At 42.8% G+C, this 18,292-nt stretch carries 13 protein-coding genes; 3 read left to right on the top strand and 10 right to left on the bottom strand.

Annotated elements, in window-relative coordinates:
- Window positions 1-11: 11 nt before the first annotated feature.
- The 4 genes from P1X15_RS20605 to P1X15_RS20590 form a co-directional block, all read right to left on the bottom strand.
- A complete protein-coding gene (locus P1X15_RS20605) occupies window positions 12-689 on the bottom strand; it encodes a polyphosphate polymerase domain-containing protein (protein ID WP_277340026.1) in 678 nt (225 codons plus the stop codon).
- A gap of 191 nt (window positions 690-880) precedes the next feature.
- Entirely contained in the window at window positions 881-3,406 is a 2,526-nt protein-coding gene (locus tag P1X15_RS20600) for an ATP-dependent Clp protease ATP-binding subunit (RefSeq protein WP_277340025.1), read from the bottom strand.
- Window positions 3,407-3,493: 87 nt separating this feature from the next.
- Complete coding sequence (locus P1X15_RS20595) at window positions 3,494-4,093, bottom strand: WbqC family protein (RefSeq protein ID WP_277340024.1); 600 nt, start codon at window positions 4,091-4,093, stop codon at window positions 3,494-3,496.
- A gap of 191 nt (window positions 4,094-4,284) precedes the next feature.
- Window positions 4,285-5,049, bottom strand: coding sequence for a creatininase family protein (locus tag P1X15_RS20590; protein ID WP_277340023.1), 765 nt, complete (start codon window positions 5,047-5,049; stop codon window positions 4,285-4,287).
- A gap of 135 nt (window positions 5,050-5,184) precedes the next feature.
- Between P1X15_RS20590 and P1X15_RS20585 the strand changes: the two genes are divergently transcribed.
- Entirely contained in the window at window positions 5,185-6,045 is an 861-nt protein-coding gene (locus P1X15_RS20585) for a lysophospholipid acyltransferase family protein (protein WP_277340022.1), read from the top strand.
- Between the two features lie 89 nt (window positions 6,046-6,134).
- On the opposite strand, the gene P1X15_RS20580 is transcribed toward P1X15_RS20585, so the two are convergent.
- The 3 genes from P1X15_RS20580 to P1X15_RS20570 form a co-directional block, all read right to left on the bottom strand.
- A complete protein-coding gene (locus tag P1X15_RS20580; RefSeq protein WP_277340021.1) occupies window positions 6,135-8,390 on the bottom strand; it encodes a DUF5703 domain-containing protein in 2,256 nt (751 codons plus the stop codon).
- Between the two features lie 301 nt (window positions 8,391-8,691).
- Window positions 8,692-10,206 carry a DUF1501 domain-containing protein gene (locus P1X15_RS20575; protein ID WP_277340020.1) on the bottom strand — a complete coding sequence of 505 codons (1,515 nt, stop codon included), beginning with the start codon at window positions 10,204-10,206 and terminating at the stop codon, window positions 8,692-8,694.
- A 7-nt stretch (window positions 10,207-10,213) separates the two neighbouring features.
- Window positions 10,214-13,426, bottom strand: a complete 3,213-nt coding sequence (locus P1X15_RS20570) for a DUF1553 domain-containing protein (protein WP_277340019.1) — start codon at window positions 13,424-13,426, stop codon at window positions 10,214-10,216.
- A 198-nt stretch (window positions 13,427-13,624) separates the two neighbouring features.
- On the opposite strand from P1X15_RS20570, the gene P1X15_RS20565 reads away from it, so the two are divergent.
- On the top strand, window positions 13,625-15,268 hold the full coding sequence (locus P1X15_RS20565; protein WP_277340018.1) for a glycoside hydrolase family 32 protein: 1,644 nt from the start codon (window positions 13,625-13,627) through the stop codon (window positions 15,266-15,268).
- 36 nt (window positions 15,269-15,304) lie between these two features.
- Here P1X15_RS20565 and P1X15_RS20560 read toward each other — a convergent pair whose 3' ends face one another.
- Both P1X15_RS20560 and P1X15_RS20555 read right to left on the bottom strand, forming a co-directional pair.
- Entirely contained in the window at window positions 15,305-15,730 is a 426-nt protein-coding gene (locus tag P1X15_RS20560; protein WP_277340017.1) for an HNH endonuclease, read from the bottom strand.
- Complete coding sequence (locus P1X15_RS20555) at window positions 15,723-16,103, bottom strand: hypothetical protein (RefSeq protein WP_277340016.1); 381 nt, start codon at window positions 16,101-16,103, stop codon at window positions 15,723-15,725. Before P1X15_RS20555 ends, P1X15_RS20560 begins: the two co-directional genes overlap by 8 nt.
- 310 nt (window positions 16,104-16,413) lie before the next feature.
- On the opposite strand from P1X15_RS20555, the gene P1X15_RS20550 reads away from it, so the two are divergent.
- Window positions 16,414-17,286: a metallophosphoesterase gene (locus tag P1X15_RS20550; protein WP_277340015.1), complete on the top strand. Its 873-nt coding sequence runs from the start codon at window positions 16,414-16,416 to the stop codon at window positions 17,284-17,286.
- Between the two features lie 416 nt (window positions 17,287-17,702).
- Here P1X15_RS20550 and P1X15_RS20545 read toward each other — a convergent pair whose 3' ends face one another.
- Window positions 17,703-18,161 (bottom strand): LysR family transcriptional regulator substrate-binding protein, encoded by a 459-nt coding sequence (locus P1X15_RS20545; protein WP_277340156.1) that lies wholly within the window; start codon window positions 18,159-18,161, stop codon window positions 17,703-17,705.
- Window positions 18,162-18,292: the final 131 nt, after the last annotated feature.

Here is an 18,292-nt window from a genome sequence, read left to right as displayed (position 1 = left end):
TAAAGATTGTTTCAATATTCTTGCAAATGGTTGATTTTAGACAAAGCCGGCTTAAATGTATTGCGACGGAGGTGAGGCTCAAGGCTACTGAGCCCAAGGCAGTATTTGCTGATTCCTCCTTGACGTATTTCCATTTTTTTCATTAACTCTAAGAAAGGAGTATGGAGTGTATGCTCTTGCTTGACCTCAGCAATGGCTAGATGAGGATAGGCTTGAGATGTATGCTGCCATCGAAACCATAAGTTAAGGTCAAACGTCACTCGTTCGGGTACATTTTTGTTGATAAGCGTAAATCGATGATAGTAGACCCACAACACAGGGTCGAGTTTGAGAGGAAGATGTGGAAGCTGTTGGGATAAAAATTGGCGACTTTGGAGGCATAGATGCTCATCTATCTCCGAAACCTGAATTCTATTTTTGATGGTACGATATTTGTTATTCCTGCTTTTTACCTCAAAAAAACCAGTATCCGTATCTACATATCGTCGTGTGCGGATTTTGTAGCGGGTAAGTTCGCCGCGCAGGTGTTGATGATAAAGTAGTCGCTCAGGAGTATCAAAATAGAGTGTATCATAACGGAATATCCTTTTATGAGCTATTTCGAGGATATGATAATGATCTTTTAGCTGAAAAATGATGTCAGTAAGCTTTTTTCGTGGAAACAAAAACTTTGTGTCTACCCGATTCATTAATTGAACCGAAGTCATTTCACAAAGAGAAATTCCTGAAAAGTGCTGAAGTAAAGGTAGGTTCATATCCGATAGCATCCAAAATCAAAAAAGGTACAATCAAAGACCGTACCCTTTTTGATTAAAAAAATGTATTTTTTAGAAAAAAGCTTTTTAGGAAAAGCTTCCTATCTATCCTTACTTCGGCAAACTTAGTTGATTACTTCTTCTTCTTTTTTTCTAACCGTAATTACTAAGTTTTCGCTACCTTCTTCATGGTCGGCAAGGAGTGTATCACCTTCGCGTAAGTCCCCTTTTAAGATTTCTTCTGCCACGGGGTCTTCCAAGTATTTTTGGATGGCTCTATTGAGAGGACGAGCGCCGTATTGCTGATCATAGCCTTTTTCAGACAAGAAGTCTTTGGCTTTTTCGGTTAGCTCTACTTTATAACCCAAATTAGTGACACGATTAAACAACTTGGCCAACGAAATATCAATGATACGGTGAATATCTTCGCGTTGAAGCGAGTTAAACACAATCACATCATCAAGACGGTTCAAGAACTCAGGAGAGAAAGCTTTCCGCAACGCATTTTGGATGGTTGTTTTCATGATTTCATCCTGATTTTCGGATTTGGCTTTGGTCGCAAAACCGATACCGCTACCGAAATCTTTCAAGTCACGAACTCCAATGTTTGAAGTCATGATAATGATGGTATTGCGGAAATCCACACGGCGACCAAGCCCGTCGGTCAAGATACCATCATCCAAAACTTGGAGTAGGATATTGAACACGTCGGGGTGTGCTTTTTCGATTTCATCCAAAAGCACCACGCTGTAAGGCTTGCGACGAATCTTTTCGGTAAGTTGACCACCTTCTTCGTAGCCTACATAGCCCGGAGGCGCTCCTATGAGTCGAGATACGCTGAATTTCTCCATGTATTCGCTCATATCGATACGCACAAGGGCATCTTCTTTATCGAAAAGATAAGTTGCCAATACTTTAGCCAACTCAGTTTTTCCAACACCTGTTGGGCCGAGGAAAATAAACGAACCAATAGGTTTCTTAGGGTCTTTGAGACCTACCCGAGTACGCTGAATCGCCTTGGTCAATTTTTCGATTGGCAGGTTTTGCCCAATTACTCTACCTTTGAGCTGGTCGCCCATACCGAGGAGTTTTTGGCCTTCGTTTTGAGCTACCCGATTGACCGGAATACCAGTCATCATGGCTACTACTTCGGCTACATTTTCTTCCGTTACGGTATAGCGACGTTTTTTTGTTTCTTCTTCCCATGCGATTTTGGCACGGTCGAGTTGATCCAAAAGTTTTTTCTCACGGTCGCGGAGTTGAGCTGCCTCTTCGTATTTTTGGCTTTTTACGACGAGGTTTTTCTGTTTTTTGATTTCTTCTATTTGTTGTTCCAAAACCACAATATCTTCTGGAACAGTAATATTGCTGATGTGTACGCGTGCTCCTACTTCATCCAATACATCGATGGCTTTGTCGGGCAAGAAGCGATCAGTAATATAGCGTTCAGATAACTTTACGGCTTGTGCAATCGCGTCTTCCGTATAGTTTACGTGGTGGTGATCCTCGTATTTATCTTTGATATTGTTCAGGATTTCGATAGTTTCTTCTACGCTTGGTGCATCTACCATCACTATCTGAAAGCGGCGAGCCAAAGCGCCATCTTTTTCGATATACTGACGGTATTCGTCAAGAGTAGTAGCTCCAATGCATTGGATGTCGCCCCGGGCTAAAGCTGGCTTAAACATATTAGAAGCATCGAGCGAGCCAGAAGCCCCACCTGCACCTACGATGGTATGAAGCTCATCAATGAACAGAATCACTTCGGGTGATTTTTCTAGTTCATTCATTACGGCTTTCATACGTTCTTCAAATTGGCCACGGTACTTAGTACCTGCCACCAATGAAGCCAAATCAAGGGTTACGACACGTTTGCCAAAAAGCACCCGTGATACTTTCTTCTGTACAATTCTCAATGCCAATCCTTCGGCAATTGCTGTTTTACCAACACCAGGTTCTCCAATAAGGACGGGGTTGTTTTTCTTGCGGCGGCTTAGGACTTGGGCTACACGTTCGATTTCTTTTTCACGGCCTACAATAGGGTCTAATTTGCCCAATTCAGCCATCTTAGTAAGGTCACGGCCGAAGTTGTCTAATACAGGTGTACGCGACTTTTCGGCACTTTTTGGGTCTTTTCCTTGCTGCGAACCTCCACTGAACATACTCCGCTCATCATCGTCGTCAGTTTCGGGACCAGCGTGTGGTTTGGTGCCTGATGATTGATACTCTAACATTTCCTTAACGATTTCATAGTTTACATTAAACTTGGCTAAAATCTGCGAGGCTAGGTTGTCGGGGTCACGCAGAATGGACAGCAGCAGATGCTCTGTGCCAATAAGTGGGCTTTTAAAAATTTTGGCTTCTAAGTAGGTGATTTTAAGGACTTTCTCTGATTGTCGAGTCAGTGGAATGTTAGCCAAATTCTTGACATTGTTGGTAGCCGTACCTTTGGTTACTTGTTCAATCGTAACCCGGAGCTCATCCAACGATACGCCCAATTTTTTTAACAAGGCTAAAGCCACACCTTCTCCTTCTCGAATCATTCCTAAGATCAGATGCTCGGTGCCGATATAATCATGCCCAAGACGGATTGCTTCTTCACGGCTGAGCTGAATGACTTCTTTGACGCGGTTTGAAAATTTTGCTTCCATTTATTGATGATTCTTTCAAGGCTAGAAATTGAGGTGCATGGCTAAAAGATGTATCTACATCAGTAACGAATAATCCTCTTACTTCGTTCAATTTACGTTTAGTGAGCGCTTTAGGATGGGGGTTGCCTCTGCTCCTTGGCACATCAGTAGGTCAATCACGCTTAAATTAGGGACAAATTCATTCCCAAAGTTTTGTTGATAAACAACAGATTGGTAGAAATTGTTGTGCCTGTGCGACTTTTTAGGGTGAATTTGTGAAAGTGCGTCAATATGGCCGTTTTCTACCTCATTATTGTACAGATTGCTTAGACGGATTGTCGGGGTGAGGCGTAGCAGTTTCAGACAGATTGTCAGCAGTTCCCAGTTAAAATCAAACAAAAAGGTTGTTTTTCTTTGGAAAATTCGCTCAAAATCGCTCCCAAAATATTCAAAGTAAGGAGCCTTGCCATATGCTGCGACGATGGCACCCCAATGTCGCTTTACCCATGATTGAGAATAATCTATCTTTACCTCTCTAATAGGCATTTTTCCACCAGTATGTAACACTGGAATCACCAAGGTATCTAAACCATTGGCTGTAAGAATATGGCAGCGATTGCGGTAGGTCTGCTTTACAAAATATTCATGTGCTTCTATTTCCGCTTCTCCGTATTTCAATAAACATGCAAAGTATTCTAAACTAGGCAAGTACTGTAATTCTATTCTTACTGACAATGTGCTAAAAAACAATAGTGATTATGTAAATAAAGTAATTTGAGTGATAGTATCAAAAAAATCATAAATTTTTTTTCTAAAAACCTTTTTTAAGGGCTAAAAAAGAAGGAAAGTACAAATCACTCTTTAAGCAAAGTCGTTTTAAGTTCTAGCTTTAGGAACGATTATTCGTAAAGATGCTGAGTGTCTGCGTCGGCAATTTCTACCAAAAACGCACCCACTTTTTGAGTAAGTTCTTCAAAAAAACGCTGGCCTTTTTCGGCGGTGGCGTATTTTGGGTTTCCTACACCAGTGTCGTCAGTGACTTGAGTCCAGCGGCGTTCGGCCCAGGCCCAGCCTTCGCGTAAGGCGTTGATTTTGCTGGTGCGAGCCTTGCCTTCACCTGCTTCAGTAAGTGGCAAAACCAACTCAGGATGTAAATGCAGCAAAAGGCTGGTTTCGGTTTCGTCAGCGTGGTCGCCGGGTTGCTCAAAGTACTGTTTGCCGTCAAGTGCTCTAAACCAAAAACAAGTACTTATCCATACATCAGGTACTTGGGCACCTACCTCTCTGATGATTTGTTTGAAATCATTGCCGCCATGACTATTAAATACCAACAGCTTTTGGATACCACTTCGCGAAACTACCTCGGCGATGTCTCTCAAAATCGCCATTTGGGTACTAGGGTATATATTCAAGCAAAGAGGTATATCGGACTGCCCCGTGTTTACGCCAAAAGGGACTGTTGGCAATACCACTACTTTGCGGCCTTGTTCCCAAGCAATGCGTGCGGCTTCGATGGCTATGGCATCGGCTTCGTAGTTGTCGGTAGCATAAGGAAGGTGATAGTTGTGAGCTTCCGTGGCTCCCCATGGCAAAATAGCTAAGTCGTAGGAGGTGTTTTTGACGGCTTTCCAATTGGTTTCGGCCAGAATATAAGGACGTGGCATAGGCTTATGATTGAGAATGTGTGTTATAAGCAAAATTCATGGCTTCATTTACTAACTTTGCTTTTCAAATTTAAACGATTTCTAACGAGCAGACTTGTTTTGGTCGTTTACTAAATTCATAAAATAGCGTAATCAATGTGGCTTTTTGGCTGGCTAGGGCATTTACCCTTGAGTGTATTGTATAAAATATCGGATGTATTCTACGGGCTGATTTACTATGTAGTGGGCTATCGTAAAAAACTCGTTATCCAAAATTTAACGGAATCTTTTCCTGAGAAATCTCCCCAAGAAATTCGACAAATTGCCCGAGAATTTTATCAGCTTTTGGCAGATTTGTTTGTAGAAACTTTGAAGCTTCCTTACCTAAGTCCTAAAGAACTTCAGCAGCGCGTAAAGATTGACAATTTTGAATTGCCGCAGGGATATATCCAACAAGGGCAATCCTTCCTGTCTTTTAGTGCTCACGTTGCTAATTGGGAGTGGGTACCGGGGGCACTTACTACGCGTGGTATTCCGGTGGATGTAGTCTATAAAACATTGACCGACAAAAAATCGGATGATTTTATGTTTCGAGTAAGGTCGTCTTTTGAGGTATATCCTATTCCGATGCAGCGGCTAATGCGGGAAGTAGTAGCTCGTCGAAAAATAATTCGCACTACCGGGCTTGTGGCCGACCAATCGCCCCACGAACCTGAACATGCCTATTGGTTTCCGTTTTTGAATCATGAAACTGGTTTTTTTCCAGGAACTGAAAAAATCGCCCGTACTACCAAAATGCCCGTGGTGTTTGGAGAAATGTATCGAACAGGCAGGGGATATTATACTGTGTTGTTTCATAAGGTAGCTGAGCCTCCTTATGATGATTTGCCAGATGGTGAAATCACCCGTCTTTATAAAAACTTACTCGAACAAGCCATCCGACGGCATCCCGCAGAGTGGCTGTGGTCTCATAATCGTTGGAAACACAAACGGAAAAAAGAAGTTGGGGAAAATTGATGAAATTATAAATCATTGCCTTGTCCAACTAAGCCCACTATTTAGTATCCGATAAGGCTGGTTTAGTACAAAATTGAGCACCCTTTATTTTAATAAGGAAGTATCACATCGCTAGTTCGTGAGGTGGGTGTTACTTTGAGAGCTTCTATTTTTCCGTTTTTGACTTCACCTTCTATCGTAGTATTATAAGGCGCGTGGAGTTTAAATTTGACGTTCCATTGCTTGGGCCAAGCGGGCAAAAGATAAATCTTTTTATCATCTACTTGCATTAGCATTTCTTGGAGTCCAATCATGGCTGAGCCTCCCCAATTGTGATCTGGAGTCCAGTCAAAACCGGGTCCCCAAAAAGTAGGAAAGCGATGATTGGAATTTTGAAACTTAAGACGGGTAAGTTCCATAGCGTCGTTGGTCAATCCCAACCTTGCCGCAAAAATGCTATACTGTCGCCATCCGATATGACTTCTAAATTTGATAGCATGAGGGTCGTGTTTGTAGGTATTGACGGCTACTTCCAAGTCAGGTTTACCAATACCATATAATCCCCACGGAAACACGGGATAAAGTTGAGGGGTTTCGGAATTTTGGACGCGCATCCATGCTACCGCAGGAGCGAGGGTTTTTTGTCCTTCAAATTCCTGAAAAGGTAACGGTGGAATACGGTTGAGCATGGCAGTCCATTTTTGTCGCTGAGAAGTTCCTAAATAGGAGTCGGGAAGCTCCAACATTCGGGTAAGAATTACTTTTAAAGCCGCAATGACCGTTGCCGAATTGTAGGTCATTTTGAAGGTTTCGCAGGCCGAACTAGGATAAAATACATAGTGACCTTTTTCGTCTAAGGCTTTGGTGCCGCGCTGTTTGGCGAGCCATTGATAGTGTTCATCAAAAAAAGTGAGGCAGCTTTCGATAAACGGAATGTAAGATGTAATATTTCGGCCTTCATAACGCTCTGTTTCGAGCATCATCAGACAAAATTCAAAGACGGTATCCCATTGGTATTCAAGCCAAGCGTTGTATTCCATGCCAGGGTCGTAGCCTTCGGGACGCTTGTAACCGTATTCGAAGGGATTAGGGAGACCAAAGTTTTCGATTTGTTCGGTAAAGCAAGCCCCGGCATGTTTCCAATATATTTTTGAACGTAATTCGGCATTGTGCTGAGAACGTAAATAAAAATCAAATTGGGGTTTTAGCATATTAAAATCCCCGCTTTTGAGCATAGGAAAATAGACAAGGCGCTGATTTTGGGCGGTCATGGTACCACCACCCCAAAGTCTAAAGTCGGGGGTGTGATTGTATTTTTTATCCACAAAAACAGGGTCGAAAGTAAAAAGTCCTCCGTTGAATTTGGTAGGCCATTGTCCATAAGCATTACAGCCAAGTTGATAACGAAATAGCTGATAATTGCGCGAAATAGTGCTGTCTGCACCTTCAATTACTATGTAGCTTCTTTCCCAAAATTGTCGCCACCATGCCTGAGTTTGAGTGAGTGCTGTTTTTTTATTTTGAAAAGCATCCGTTTGTATTTTCCTGAGTCCTGTAGTCCATTCTTCGAGTGTGGAAGTTTGTGCTACGTGTAAGGCAATTTCGATATTTTGTAAACGAGTGGGTTTGACACTTTCCAACGTCCATCCTCGGAAGTCAGTATCAGCATACTTACCTGTACTTTCGCCCACAGGTTTCATGTTTATTCCTTTTATTATTCCTCCAAACGTGTTGTTCTTAAGAGGGGTATAAAGTTCGGATTTAACCTCCTCCATACCTTCTAAGCGGACAGTATAGTCGAAAGCGTTGTCGAGGTCGTTACGATTGCGGTGGACAAAGAAGATTTCATTTTCCCCGAAACGAATATCGTCTTTATAGGTTTTTACCTCAAATTTTTGCGGTATTTTATATGAATTTTCGCGTAAAGCAGAACCCTGTACAAGGCGATCTTCATAGCGCCACGATTCGTAAGTTGTGGTGATTTTGGTGGGTTTGGGGCTTTGTATGTCAATATGAACCACAGGACGGAATACATCTACCCATAGATTGAGCACGGTATTGTTGCCGCTGATACGTACACCACCTTCTTGCAATCGAAGTTCTTGGCGAAAAGTGTTGTCATTGAAGGGGTTGGACGAAAGTTTGAGTCTGACTCTTCCGAGTTTGAGCATGGCGTTGTTTTCATCAAAAGTGCCGCTACGGGAGAGGTAAAAAAGAACATCACCATTTTCAACCCACACATTAAGTCCAATATCGCCACCGCCACAAGGCATAGATTCTGATGAATTTTGACTAGGCGTCGTCCAGATTACGTTGTAGGTAGGAGGAATTGTTTGTTGTTGTCGTTGTAGAGACGTTGCATGCAACGTCTGTTGCGATGTTGTCTGTTGCGTAGAGGTTGCGTGTGGTAGAGACGTTGCATGCAACGTCTGTTGCGATGTTGTCTGTTGCGTAGAGGTTGCATGCGGTAGAGACGTTGCATGCAACGTCTGTTGCGATGTTGTCTGTTGCGTAGAGGTTGCATGCGGTAGAGACGTTGCATGCAACGTCTCTACGACAACAATGAATGACAGGAACAATATTTTCCGAAGAATCGACACAATTTGGGGCAATTTGGATTGTGAATTTTTTAATGATTGTATTGTAGAGACGTTGCATGCAACGTCTCTACGCCAAAATCCCTTTTACCAATTTGCCATGCACGTCGGTAAGGCGGAAACGACGGCCTTGGAATTTGTAAGTAAGACGTTCGTGGTCAACCCCTAAGAGGTGCATAAGCGTGGCGTGGAAGTCATGGACATGAACGGGATCTTTGATGATGTTGTAGCTAAAATCGTCGGTTTCGCCGTAGCTAAATCCTGATTTTATACCTGCACCTGCCATCCACATCGTAAAACAACGCGGGTGGTGGTCGCGGCCGTAGTTGTCGGGGGTAAGTTTGCCTTGTGAATATACCGTACGACCAAACTCCCCTCCCCAAATCACGAGGGTATCGTCCAACATTCCACGGCGTTTGAGATCAATGATGAGAGCGGCGGTGGCTTGATCTACCTGTTTGCATTGATTCGCAATTCCTTTGGGAAGGCTGCCATGCTGATCCCACCCTTGGTGATAAAGCTGCACAAACTTAACATCTTTTTCTAGCAGTTTTCGAGCCAAAATACAATTGGCCGCGTAAGTACCAGCATCACGGCTATCGGGGCCATATAGCTGAAATACTTCCTCAGATTCCCCCGACAAATCCATTACTTCGGGTACAGAGGTTTGCATACGATAAGCCATTTCGTATTGTGCAATGCGTGCTTCGACTTCGGGGTCGCCGTAAGGTTCGTTCTGAAACTGATTGAGTTTGCTAAGGTAGTCGAGCATTTCTTTGCGGTCTTTGCCGTCGTAGCCTTCGGGATTATTGAGAAACAAAACGGGATCTTTGCCCGACCTAAACTGCACCCCTTGGTGTTTGGAAGGTAAGAATCCATTGCCCCAAAGACGGGCGTATAGGGGCTGGTCTTTGGGGGCATTTTTGGAAACCAACACAATAAAAGTAGGCAAGTTTTGATTGTCAGATCCAAGCCCGTAGCTTACCCATGAGCCAATCGAAGGGCGGCCGGGGAGTTGGTTGCCAGTTTGTAAAAAAGTGATGGCAGGGTCGTGGTTGATGGCTTCCGAATGAATCGATTTTACAATACAAAGCTCATCTACTACTTGCGCCGTATAAGGCAAGAGTTCGCTTACCCACGTTTGGTTTTTTCCGTGCTGCTTGAATTTATAAATCGAAGGCACTACAGGCAGTGCACTCTGGTTGGCACTCATACCGGTGAGGCGTTGTCCTTTCCGCACTGAGTCGGGTAGGTTTTGGCCCGCAATATCATAGAGCTTAGGTTTGTAATCAAAAGTCTCAAATTGAGAAGGCCCTCCGCTCATAAAAAGGTAGACCACACGTTTGGCTTTAGGGGCAATATGGGGCAGTGCTTTCAGAATTTCTTCTTCAAGATTAGCCGAACTTTCTTCGGCAATTTTGGGCGATGCTCCAAAAAGGTGCTTGGCTCCAAACAAAGACCCCACCGCCAAAGCCCCTAACCCTAACGAGGTTTTGGTGAGAAAATGCCGTCGGTCGAGACGTTTGTTTAGTTCTTGAAAATCAGGAGTATGCAGCCTGAATTCTTCGTCGTGATGATGTGACATAGCGTGCTTATCTCTTGGTGATACTGGCATCTGAGTTTAATATAGTACTAGCTACTACGGCATTGGCTGCAATGAGCGGAGCATCAAGGTTAGTATCAATCTTGTACTGACCTGCTTGCAGCCATCCGTTTACTTTGGCCGGATTTGCTTTGAATTTTTGAAGCTGCGATTCGCGCAGTTGTACCAAAAGCACTAACTCTTTGGATGAAGGACGACGACCCGTCAGTTTGCGATATACAATGCCAATCGCTTGTTTACTTTCAGGAATTCTGGTCATTTGTTCGCCTATTACTTTGGCTGCTTCCACAAAAGTAGGGTCATTGAGCGTAACCAATGCTTGCAGAGGTGTATTGGTTTTTTGACGACGCACTACGCAAAAACTCCGCGAGGTGGCGTCGAAAGTAGCAAGGGTGGGATTAGGAACAGCTCTTTTTGCCAAAATATACAAACTCCTCCGATACACTTTGTCGCCAGAGTCAGCTACATAATTGGCACTGTTGATTTGCCATAAACCATCGGGTTGATAAGGTTTTACACTTTCTCCGCCAATTTTGGGGTTCAATAATCCACTAGCTGCCAGCGCATTGTCTCGAATCATCTCGGCGGTCATTCTATTGGCGGGGCCGTGAGAAAGCCAACGATTTTCGGGGTCTTTTTCGCGGGCTTCGCGCGTGGGTCGAGAGTCTTGTTGGTAAGTGGCCGACATCACAATGAGCTTATTCAATTGTTTGATATCCCAATTGTTTTCCCGAAACGAAATCGCTAAATAATCCAACAACTCTAAATGACTTGGTAGCTCACCTTGGTTGCCAAAGTCTTCAGTGGTTTTGACCAAACCCGTGCCAAAGAAATTTTGCCATAGACGATTGACTGCCACACGAACCGTGAGTGGGTTGTCTTCGTGGGTAAGCCACTGCGCCAATCCGTAGCGATTTTTTGGAAAGTTTTTGGGAAAGGGTAAGATATTTTCGGGCGTATTGGGAAATACTTCCTCCCCCAAAGCGTCGTAATTGCCTCGGAGCAAAATGTGAGCTTTTTTGCGTTGGGGCATTTCTTGCATCACCATCAGTTCTTTTATTTTCGCCGTCGAGTCGGCCAGATTGGAGCGCAGTTGTTGCAGCTTTTGGCGTGCCATCAGCGTATTAGGCTCTAAGGCTGAAAGGTAATATTCCTTTAAAATGGTCAACTCAGGGGTTGAAAGTTGAGCAGGTATTTTTTGGGCTATAGCATTCCAATTGGCTTTCTGAGCTAACACTTTCAATTCATAAGGCGTCAATACACGGTCATAAAAAGTAATATCATCTACTTGGCCATCCGTAAAGCCCCATCCGCGCCACCATCCGCCTACTTGAATACCTGACTGTTCGCGAGATTTAAATAAAATATCTTTTTGAAGTTGGTCCATGGTAGTTTCCATAGGCATTTCGTTGCCGTTAAGATAAACACGCAGCCCTTTGGCCAGCGAAGAACCATCATAGGTGATGGTGAGTTGAATCCATTTATCACGCGGAATAGATTGGGTAGAAACTCGCGTAATGGCGTCGGAGGGAGCTGTATGCGCCATGTTGAGCTCTAGTTTATTGTTTTTCAAATACAAATGCCATCCCCTAAAATTGTACAATCTTTCGGCTTGGCTTTTGTGAATGATGACCCCTTCTTTGAGATTTTTTGGGACATTGACCCAAATGCCCACGCTAAAAGGTTGTGATTTGCGATAGCCTCCCACACAGTCTAAATCTAGCCACACGTCGCCATTGAGACTCAAAGTTTTGCCTTGGCCTCGGTTAGTAAAAGTGGCGGTTTCTTCGCCTGTTTCGCGCAACATTCGCCCCATTTGACGTGGAGCGAGGTTGTTTTTTAAATCATTTTCAAAACCAAAATGCGCTATCAAGCCCACTGCCGGAAGTGGCTGTTTGCCTAAATTTTGATACCCTTTAGAAGCTATCCATTGATTAAAAGAATTACTAAATGTAGCTTGGGTTTTGGCTATGGTGGCTTCTTGCTGTTTGATTTGGGTATTGATAAAATGCAAAACTTTTTCTTGTTGAGCTGTAGGAAGTAGCAAGCTTGGAGAAGGCATGGCATCATCCCAAGAGATTTGGCCAGCTTCTTTTACATTGTTGAAAAAGCTAAACAATTCATAATAATTCTTTTGTGAAATGGGGTCATATTTATGGTCGTGGCATTTGGCACAGCCTACCGATAAACCCAGAAAAGCGTCCCCAAAGGTATTAGTGCGATCCACGACGTATTCGGTCTGAAACTCTTCTTCGATGATACCACCTTCCATATTTTGTTGGTGATTGCGATTGAAAGCCGTCGCAATGAGCATCTCTTTGGAAGGCTTGGGCATCAAATCGCCGGCGAGTTGCCAATGAATAAATTTGTCATAAGGCATATTTTGGTTGAAAGCCCCGATCACCCAATCGCGGTAAGGCGACATATCGCGCAGGCGGTCTACGGTATAGCCGTGCGAATCGGCAAAGCGTGCTAAATCCAACCAATCGACCGCCATTTTTTCGCCATAGTGAGGAGACGCAAGCAAACGGTTCACTTGCTTTTCGTAGGCGTTGGGAGAATTATCTTTCAGGAAAGCATCAATTTCGGGCAATGTGGGCGGAAGTCCCGTGAGGTCGAGCGAGAGACGGCGAAGGAGCGTCTCTTTATCGGCCATCGCAGCGGGTTTTAGTTGCTCTTGCTCCAGTTTTTTCAGAATAAAATTATCAATCGGATTTTTTATCCAATCTTCATTTTTAACATCCGGAACGTCAGGCTCTTCTGGTGCTACAAATGCCCAATGTGGTTTGTATTCGGCACCATTTTCTATCCATTTAATAAGGATTGCTTTTTCTTGAGTTGTCAGTTGGAGGTGCGAATCGGGCGTAGGCATTACGTAGTCGGGGTCGGCCGACAAGATGCGGTGAAATACCTCACTATCTTCTAAGTCGCCAGGGTCGATGGCTACTTTACTAGGATTTTCGGGTAGGCTGGCAAAGGCAAAGTCGGCGATGTCGAGTCGCAATCCTGCTTTTTGCTTGGCTTTGTCGGGGCCATGACACGCAAAACATTTGTCAGACAAGATAGGTTTGACGTGGAGATTGTAATCCAATTCAGCGGGCAAGTTTTGATAAGCCGCTGCTACATCTTCGGGGAGTTTGGGAGCGCAAGAAAAAATTCCCCCACTTAGCATTCCAAAAAGTAGCCAATAATAACGAGACATGATACGTGGTGATTTAGGACTACAAAGATAAAGTTTAAATATTTATCTAAATTGTACAAACAAGCCGTAAATTTGTACAAATCCGACCTTAGGGAATATTTTTGGAATTCTTAGCTGCAAAAGTTCTCAAACCCTAATGCCACTTTGGGAGTAAAAGAAGTGCTCTGGTTCCTTTGGCTTTTAACAATCTTCGCTCCAATGAAATCGCTTTTGAAACGCAAAGTCTTCACTGCTTTGATGATGCTCTGTTATGGGGCGTTATCTGCCCAAACTATTTCTTTCAAAATTACCAAAAGATACTTGAACTTGCCTGTCTCGCAGACCCAAGAAAGAGGCATCATGCAGTTTAAAATAGATGACAAACTCGAACGCTCTTTCAAAATCCGATTGGCCGCCCAACCCGAATATTGGGTGTTTTGTGACATGGCAGCATTGCAGGGCAAAACCATTACTATCAGCTATGATGGCAAGTCAGAAGGTTTGAGTAAAATCTATCAAGATGATAAAATCGCGGGGCAGGATTCGCTTTATCGCGAAAAAAATCGCCCTCAATTTCACTTTTCAACGCGCCGAGGTTGGATCAATGACCCCAATGGCATGATTTTCTACGAGGGGGAATACCATCTTTTTTACCAACATAATCCTTATGAAAGAGAATGGGAAAATATGTCGTGGGGGCATGCTGTGAGCAAAGACATGGTTCACTGGGAAGAATTACCTACGGCTTTGTCGCCCGATGCAATGGGTACGATGTTTTCGGGTTCGACGGTGATTGACTATCAAAATACCGCTGGTTTTAACCGTGGCAACATTCCCGCAATGATTGCTTTTTTTACGGTCGACAATCCCGAAAAAGAAGTGCAGTGCATGGCGTACAGCTTGGACAAAGGCCGCACTTGGACAAAATACGATAAAAACCCGTTGATTGATTCAAAAGCAAAATGGAACAGTAGAGATACGCGCGACCCGAGGGTGTTTTGGTATAAGCCTGGTAATCATTGGGTAATGGTGTTCAACGAACGTGACGGACACTCGATTTATACTTCCAAAAACCTCAAAGAATGGAAATATGAAAGCCATGTGACGGGCTTTTGGGAGTGTCCTGATTTGTTTGAATTGCCTATCGATGGCAATAAAAACAAAACAAAATGGGTGATGTACGGTGCTTCGGCTACGTATATGATTGGGGATTTTGACGGTAAAACTTTTACGCCCGAATCAGGGAAACATTACTACACTACTGGTAGTATTTATGCCGCGCAGACCTTTACCAATATGCCCCAAAGCGACCCCCGTAGGGTTCAGATAGGGTGGGGGAGAATAGCCCAACCCGCTATGCCTTTCAACCACATGATGCTACTGCCCACCGAACTCCGTTTACGTACTACCAAAAATGGCTTGCGTTTGACGAGCCTACCCGTCAAAGAAACGGAGCAGTTGTTTACAACCGTGGGGCAATGGACTTCACTCAAGGCCGTCGATGCCAACGAAAAATTGAAAACGTTGCCTTCTTTGGAGAGGTTTAGGATCAAGACAAAAATCAAACTTTCGCACGCCACAAGTGCGGGTGTGTCGCTTTGGGGGCAGCGGCTGCTTGATTATGATTTGAATTCCAACCGTGTCAATGGGGTTTTTTACTCACCCGAAGACATGACTTCTATGGAGATTATGGCGGATATTTATGTCGATAAAACTTCCGTTGAAGTTTTTATTGACAACGGCGCTTATTCCTATTCATTTGAAAGGAAACCTAGCAATAGCAAAGACGGTCTGGTATTTTGGGGAAATAATATCGAAATAAAAGACCTTACACTCTATACTGCCAAGTCTATTTGGGAGTAGTACTGGGCATGTATGTACATCTTTTGCATAAGGCTTTTATTTAGGAGGATGCTCACTAATGGCAATAAGAGCACGCCTAAGGTTGGTCAATGGGCGGCGATTAAGTTTTAAAGCCTCAATTGTAGCACGTCCAGTAGCGGTTTTGCCAATCATCAAAGTGAATGTTTCATCCCATATAAAATGTTCCTCCCAATTCATTGTACGTGGATTAAATAAATCAGAAATCCGTAATGAAACAGGGTCAATAAATGTAGTTTTGTCAGATTTGTAGATATTACATCCAAGGCAGGCTAGTGCTAAATTCAAGAAGTCGTTGGAACCATTTTTAGAAAGGGGAAGGATATGTTCTATGGAAAATGGCTCAGTTGTAAAATCAGCGGGGCTCTTACAATACTCACAATATCCCTTAGCTCTTGCAATAATGGATTGTTTGATGCTTGATGAAATATACAATCTAGCCATTTAGTGAGTTCGAAATTCCTAATTGCGTCATTAATTCACGTACAGAAACTTTTCGCAATCGTGCAAGCGAGGTTAAATATTTAAGACGGCTTACATTTAACTTTTCAATTTTATCTAACAAAACTAGCAGTTCCGTATGCTCTTGCTCACTGATGGTTCCTTCTAATCGTTTTTGATTCAACACTCTAAAATATTCTATTTGATCGCTAGGAAGGCTTTTGTTGATTTTTTTTAATAAAATAGCTTCTTCTCTTTGAGTATCAGTGATTTTTCGTCTAATACGTAAAGAGAGAATATCCGCAATAAAAGTATCTAATGAACGGTTGTCTAACCGTTCGGCTTCGTGAAAAAGTGTTGTGAGGGAAGAATTCATAACCCTTTAGATTTTATTTTTTACTAAAATACGTGAAAAATATATAATACAGAAAATACATTTCAAAGTTCTGTCGAAGTTAATGAAAGTAATACAAAGATGTAAAAGGTTAAATCCTCCGCAGCTATTCATACAGCTTTTTTACGACTTGCTTTTCGTAGGCTTCTTTTAGGAATCATTCGCTTCAGGTTTTTTGCTTTTGATGGGGATGTCTTATGTTGTTAAGGATTGACAATCTGTGATTACTTTATCTAACGCCGTAGCCTTAACCGTGTCTTTTTCAGTTATACCTTTAAAAAATCGTCATTTCATGATAAAGCACTTTATATTTGTTTTGTTTTTCTGCTTCTGTTTAGAAACAGTTTCGGCTCAAAACGAAAATTTTTCCTTCGTTTTTATGACTGATATGCATCTTCGCCCTGACCTCGTCGTAGAAAAAGCATTCAATAAGGTAGTACAACGAATAGAGCAAATAAAACCTGACTTTGTACTTTCAGGAGGAGACCAGATTTTTGACATCATGCGGGGAAATCGAGCAAAAGGAGATTCTCTTTTTAGCTATTACCTCACTCAGACCCGTAGATTTAAAGTGCCAGTTTACAATTGCGTAGGAAACCACGATCTCTTTGGGATATATGAGGAAAGCCCCGAGGACTCATCGCATCCTGACTATAAACTAGGAATGTTTAAGCGATATTTTGGTGACCCCTACTATTCATTTGACCACAAAGGATGGCACTTCATCGTCTTAAACGTTCTGGATGTAGAGAACTATAAGTATGTTGGGAGAGTGGATGAAGGTCAGTTAAAATGGATAAAAAGCGACCTTGCTGGCGTAAAACCCGAAACGCCCGTGGTGGTAGTCGCTCATATTCCGTTGGTTACAACTTATCATGACTTGCATCCTCCTCAAAACGGCTATTTTTCTCAGCCACCAGTTTCTAACCGTAACGAAGTCTTAACCCTTTTTAAAGACCATAACCTCAAGTTTGTTCTTCAAGGACACATTCACTGGTTTGAGGACTTAAATATAGCAGGAAAAACCCACTACATTACTGGAGGCGCCATCGCTGGTCGACCCTCTTGGCGTGGTAACACACATGGTTCGAGGGGCTTTTTGAGATTTAATGTATCGGGTGGCGACGCTACTTATGAGTTTGTAGCCTATGAGGAGAAAGACTAGTTTATGTGAAGTAATTTCAGGTTGAACATATTAAAACAAAAAGCAGCTCTTTATTGGTAATGTGTTTAAAATGACATAATTATGTAAAAATTTATAAGTAGCTAAGCAAAATAAAACAAGACTTTATTGTGAATATAGCCTGAATCTCCTCAAACCCCACGCCTTCAGGCTGGGGCTAAAAATAGGGCAATATCAAAGGGGCTTTAGCCCTGAATTTTTTAAGTGTCATAGTTGAAATTCAGGGCTAAAGCCCTTCCTCTAGTTGTTAGTTCTTGTCCCCAGCCTAAAGTCGGAATGGGGTTTGAAAAGGTTAGGGATATTGCGCAACAAAATCCTAATTTTGCTTAGTTACTTACATTGCGTGAAAAGCCATAGTAATGAATTTAAGCCGCATCGCGGCACACTGTTTGTAAAACTCAAATCCCCCGCAGCAATTCATACAGTTTTTTTACAGCCTGCTTTTCGTAGGCTTCTTTAAGGGAGATAATCATTATTTTTCGTTTCATATTTTCTCCTTCTATGGGGATTGCCACTACTTCGGGGTCGTTTACACTGGCATCACTCAAAATAGTATGCCAATGTCCTGTTTTTACAATTTCAAATAAGGTAGGTATGTCGTTGATTTCCATACATATATTCGGATTCAGGTTTTTTTGGCTAAACGATTCCTCAAAAAACTGAATAGTAGTGTAGCCACTGAAAGGAAGTGCTAAGGGCAATGCAGCTACTTCCGTGAGCGAGATAGTAGTCTTAGAGGCTAAAGAAGATTTTTTTGCAGTGACCAAGACCATGTTTGAGTTCAGAAGAGTCTGGTACTTTAGATGAGGTTCGTTGGGCTTTTCGTGGAAGGTCAACACAAAATCAAATTGGTGCAGATTCAGTACCTTGTTTAATTAGTTTTTTTATATTTTATATTATTTGGATTAACGTGCGAATAGTGCCGATTGAGCGTATTTCTGGCAGACTCGCATGAGAACTGCCAATCTATGGTAGTCTTCTTATCCAT

The organism is Runella sp. MFBS21, from assembly GCF_029433105.1.
In the GTDB taxonomy this organism is placed as follows: domain Bacteria; phylum Bacteroidota; class Bacteroidia; order Cytophagales; family Spirosomataceae; genus Runella.
The sequence above is the reverse complement of the archived record's forward strand: the minus strand, read 5'-3'. Positions and strand labels throughout refer to the sequence as shown.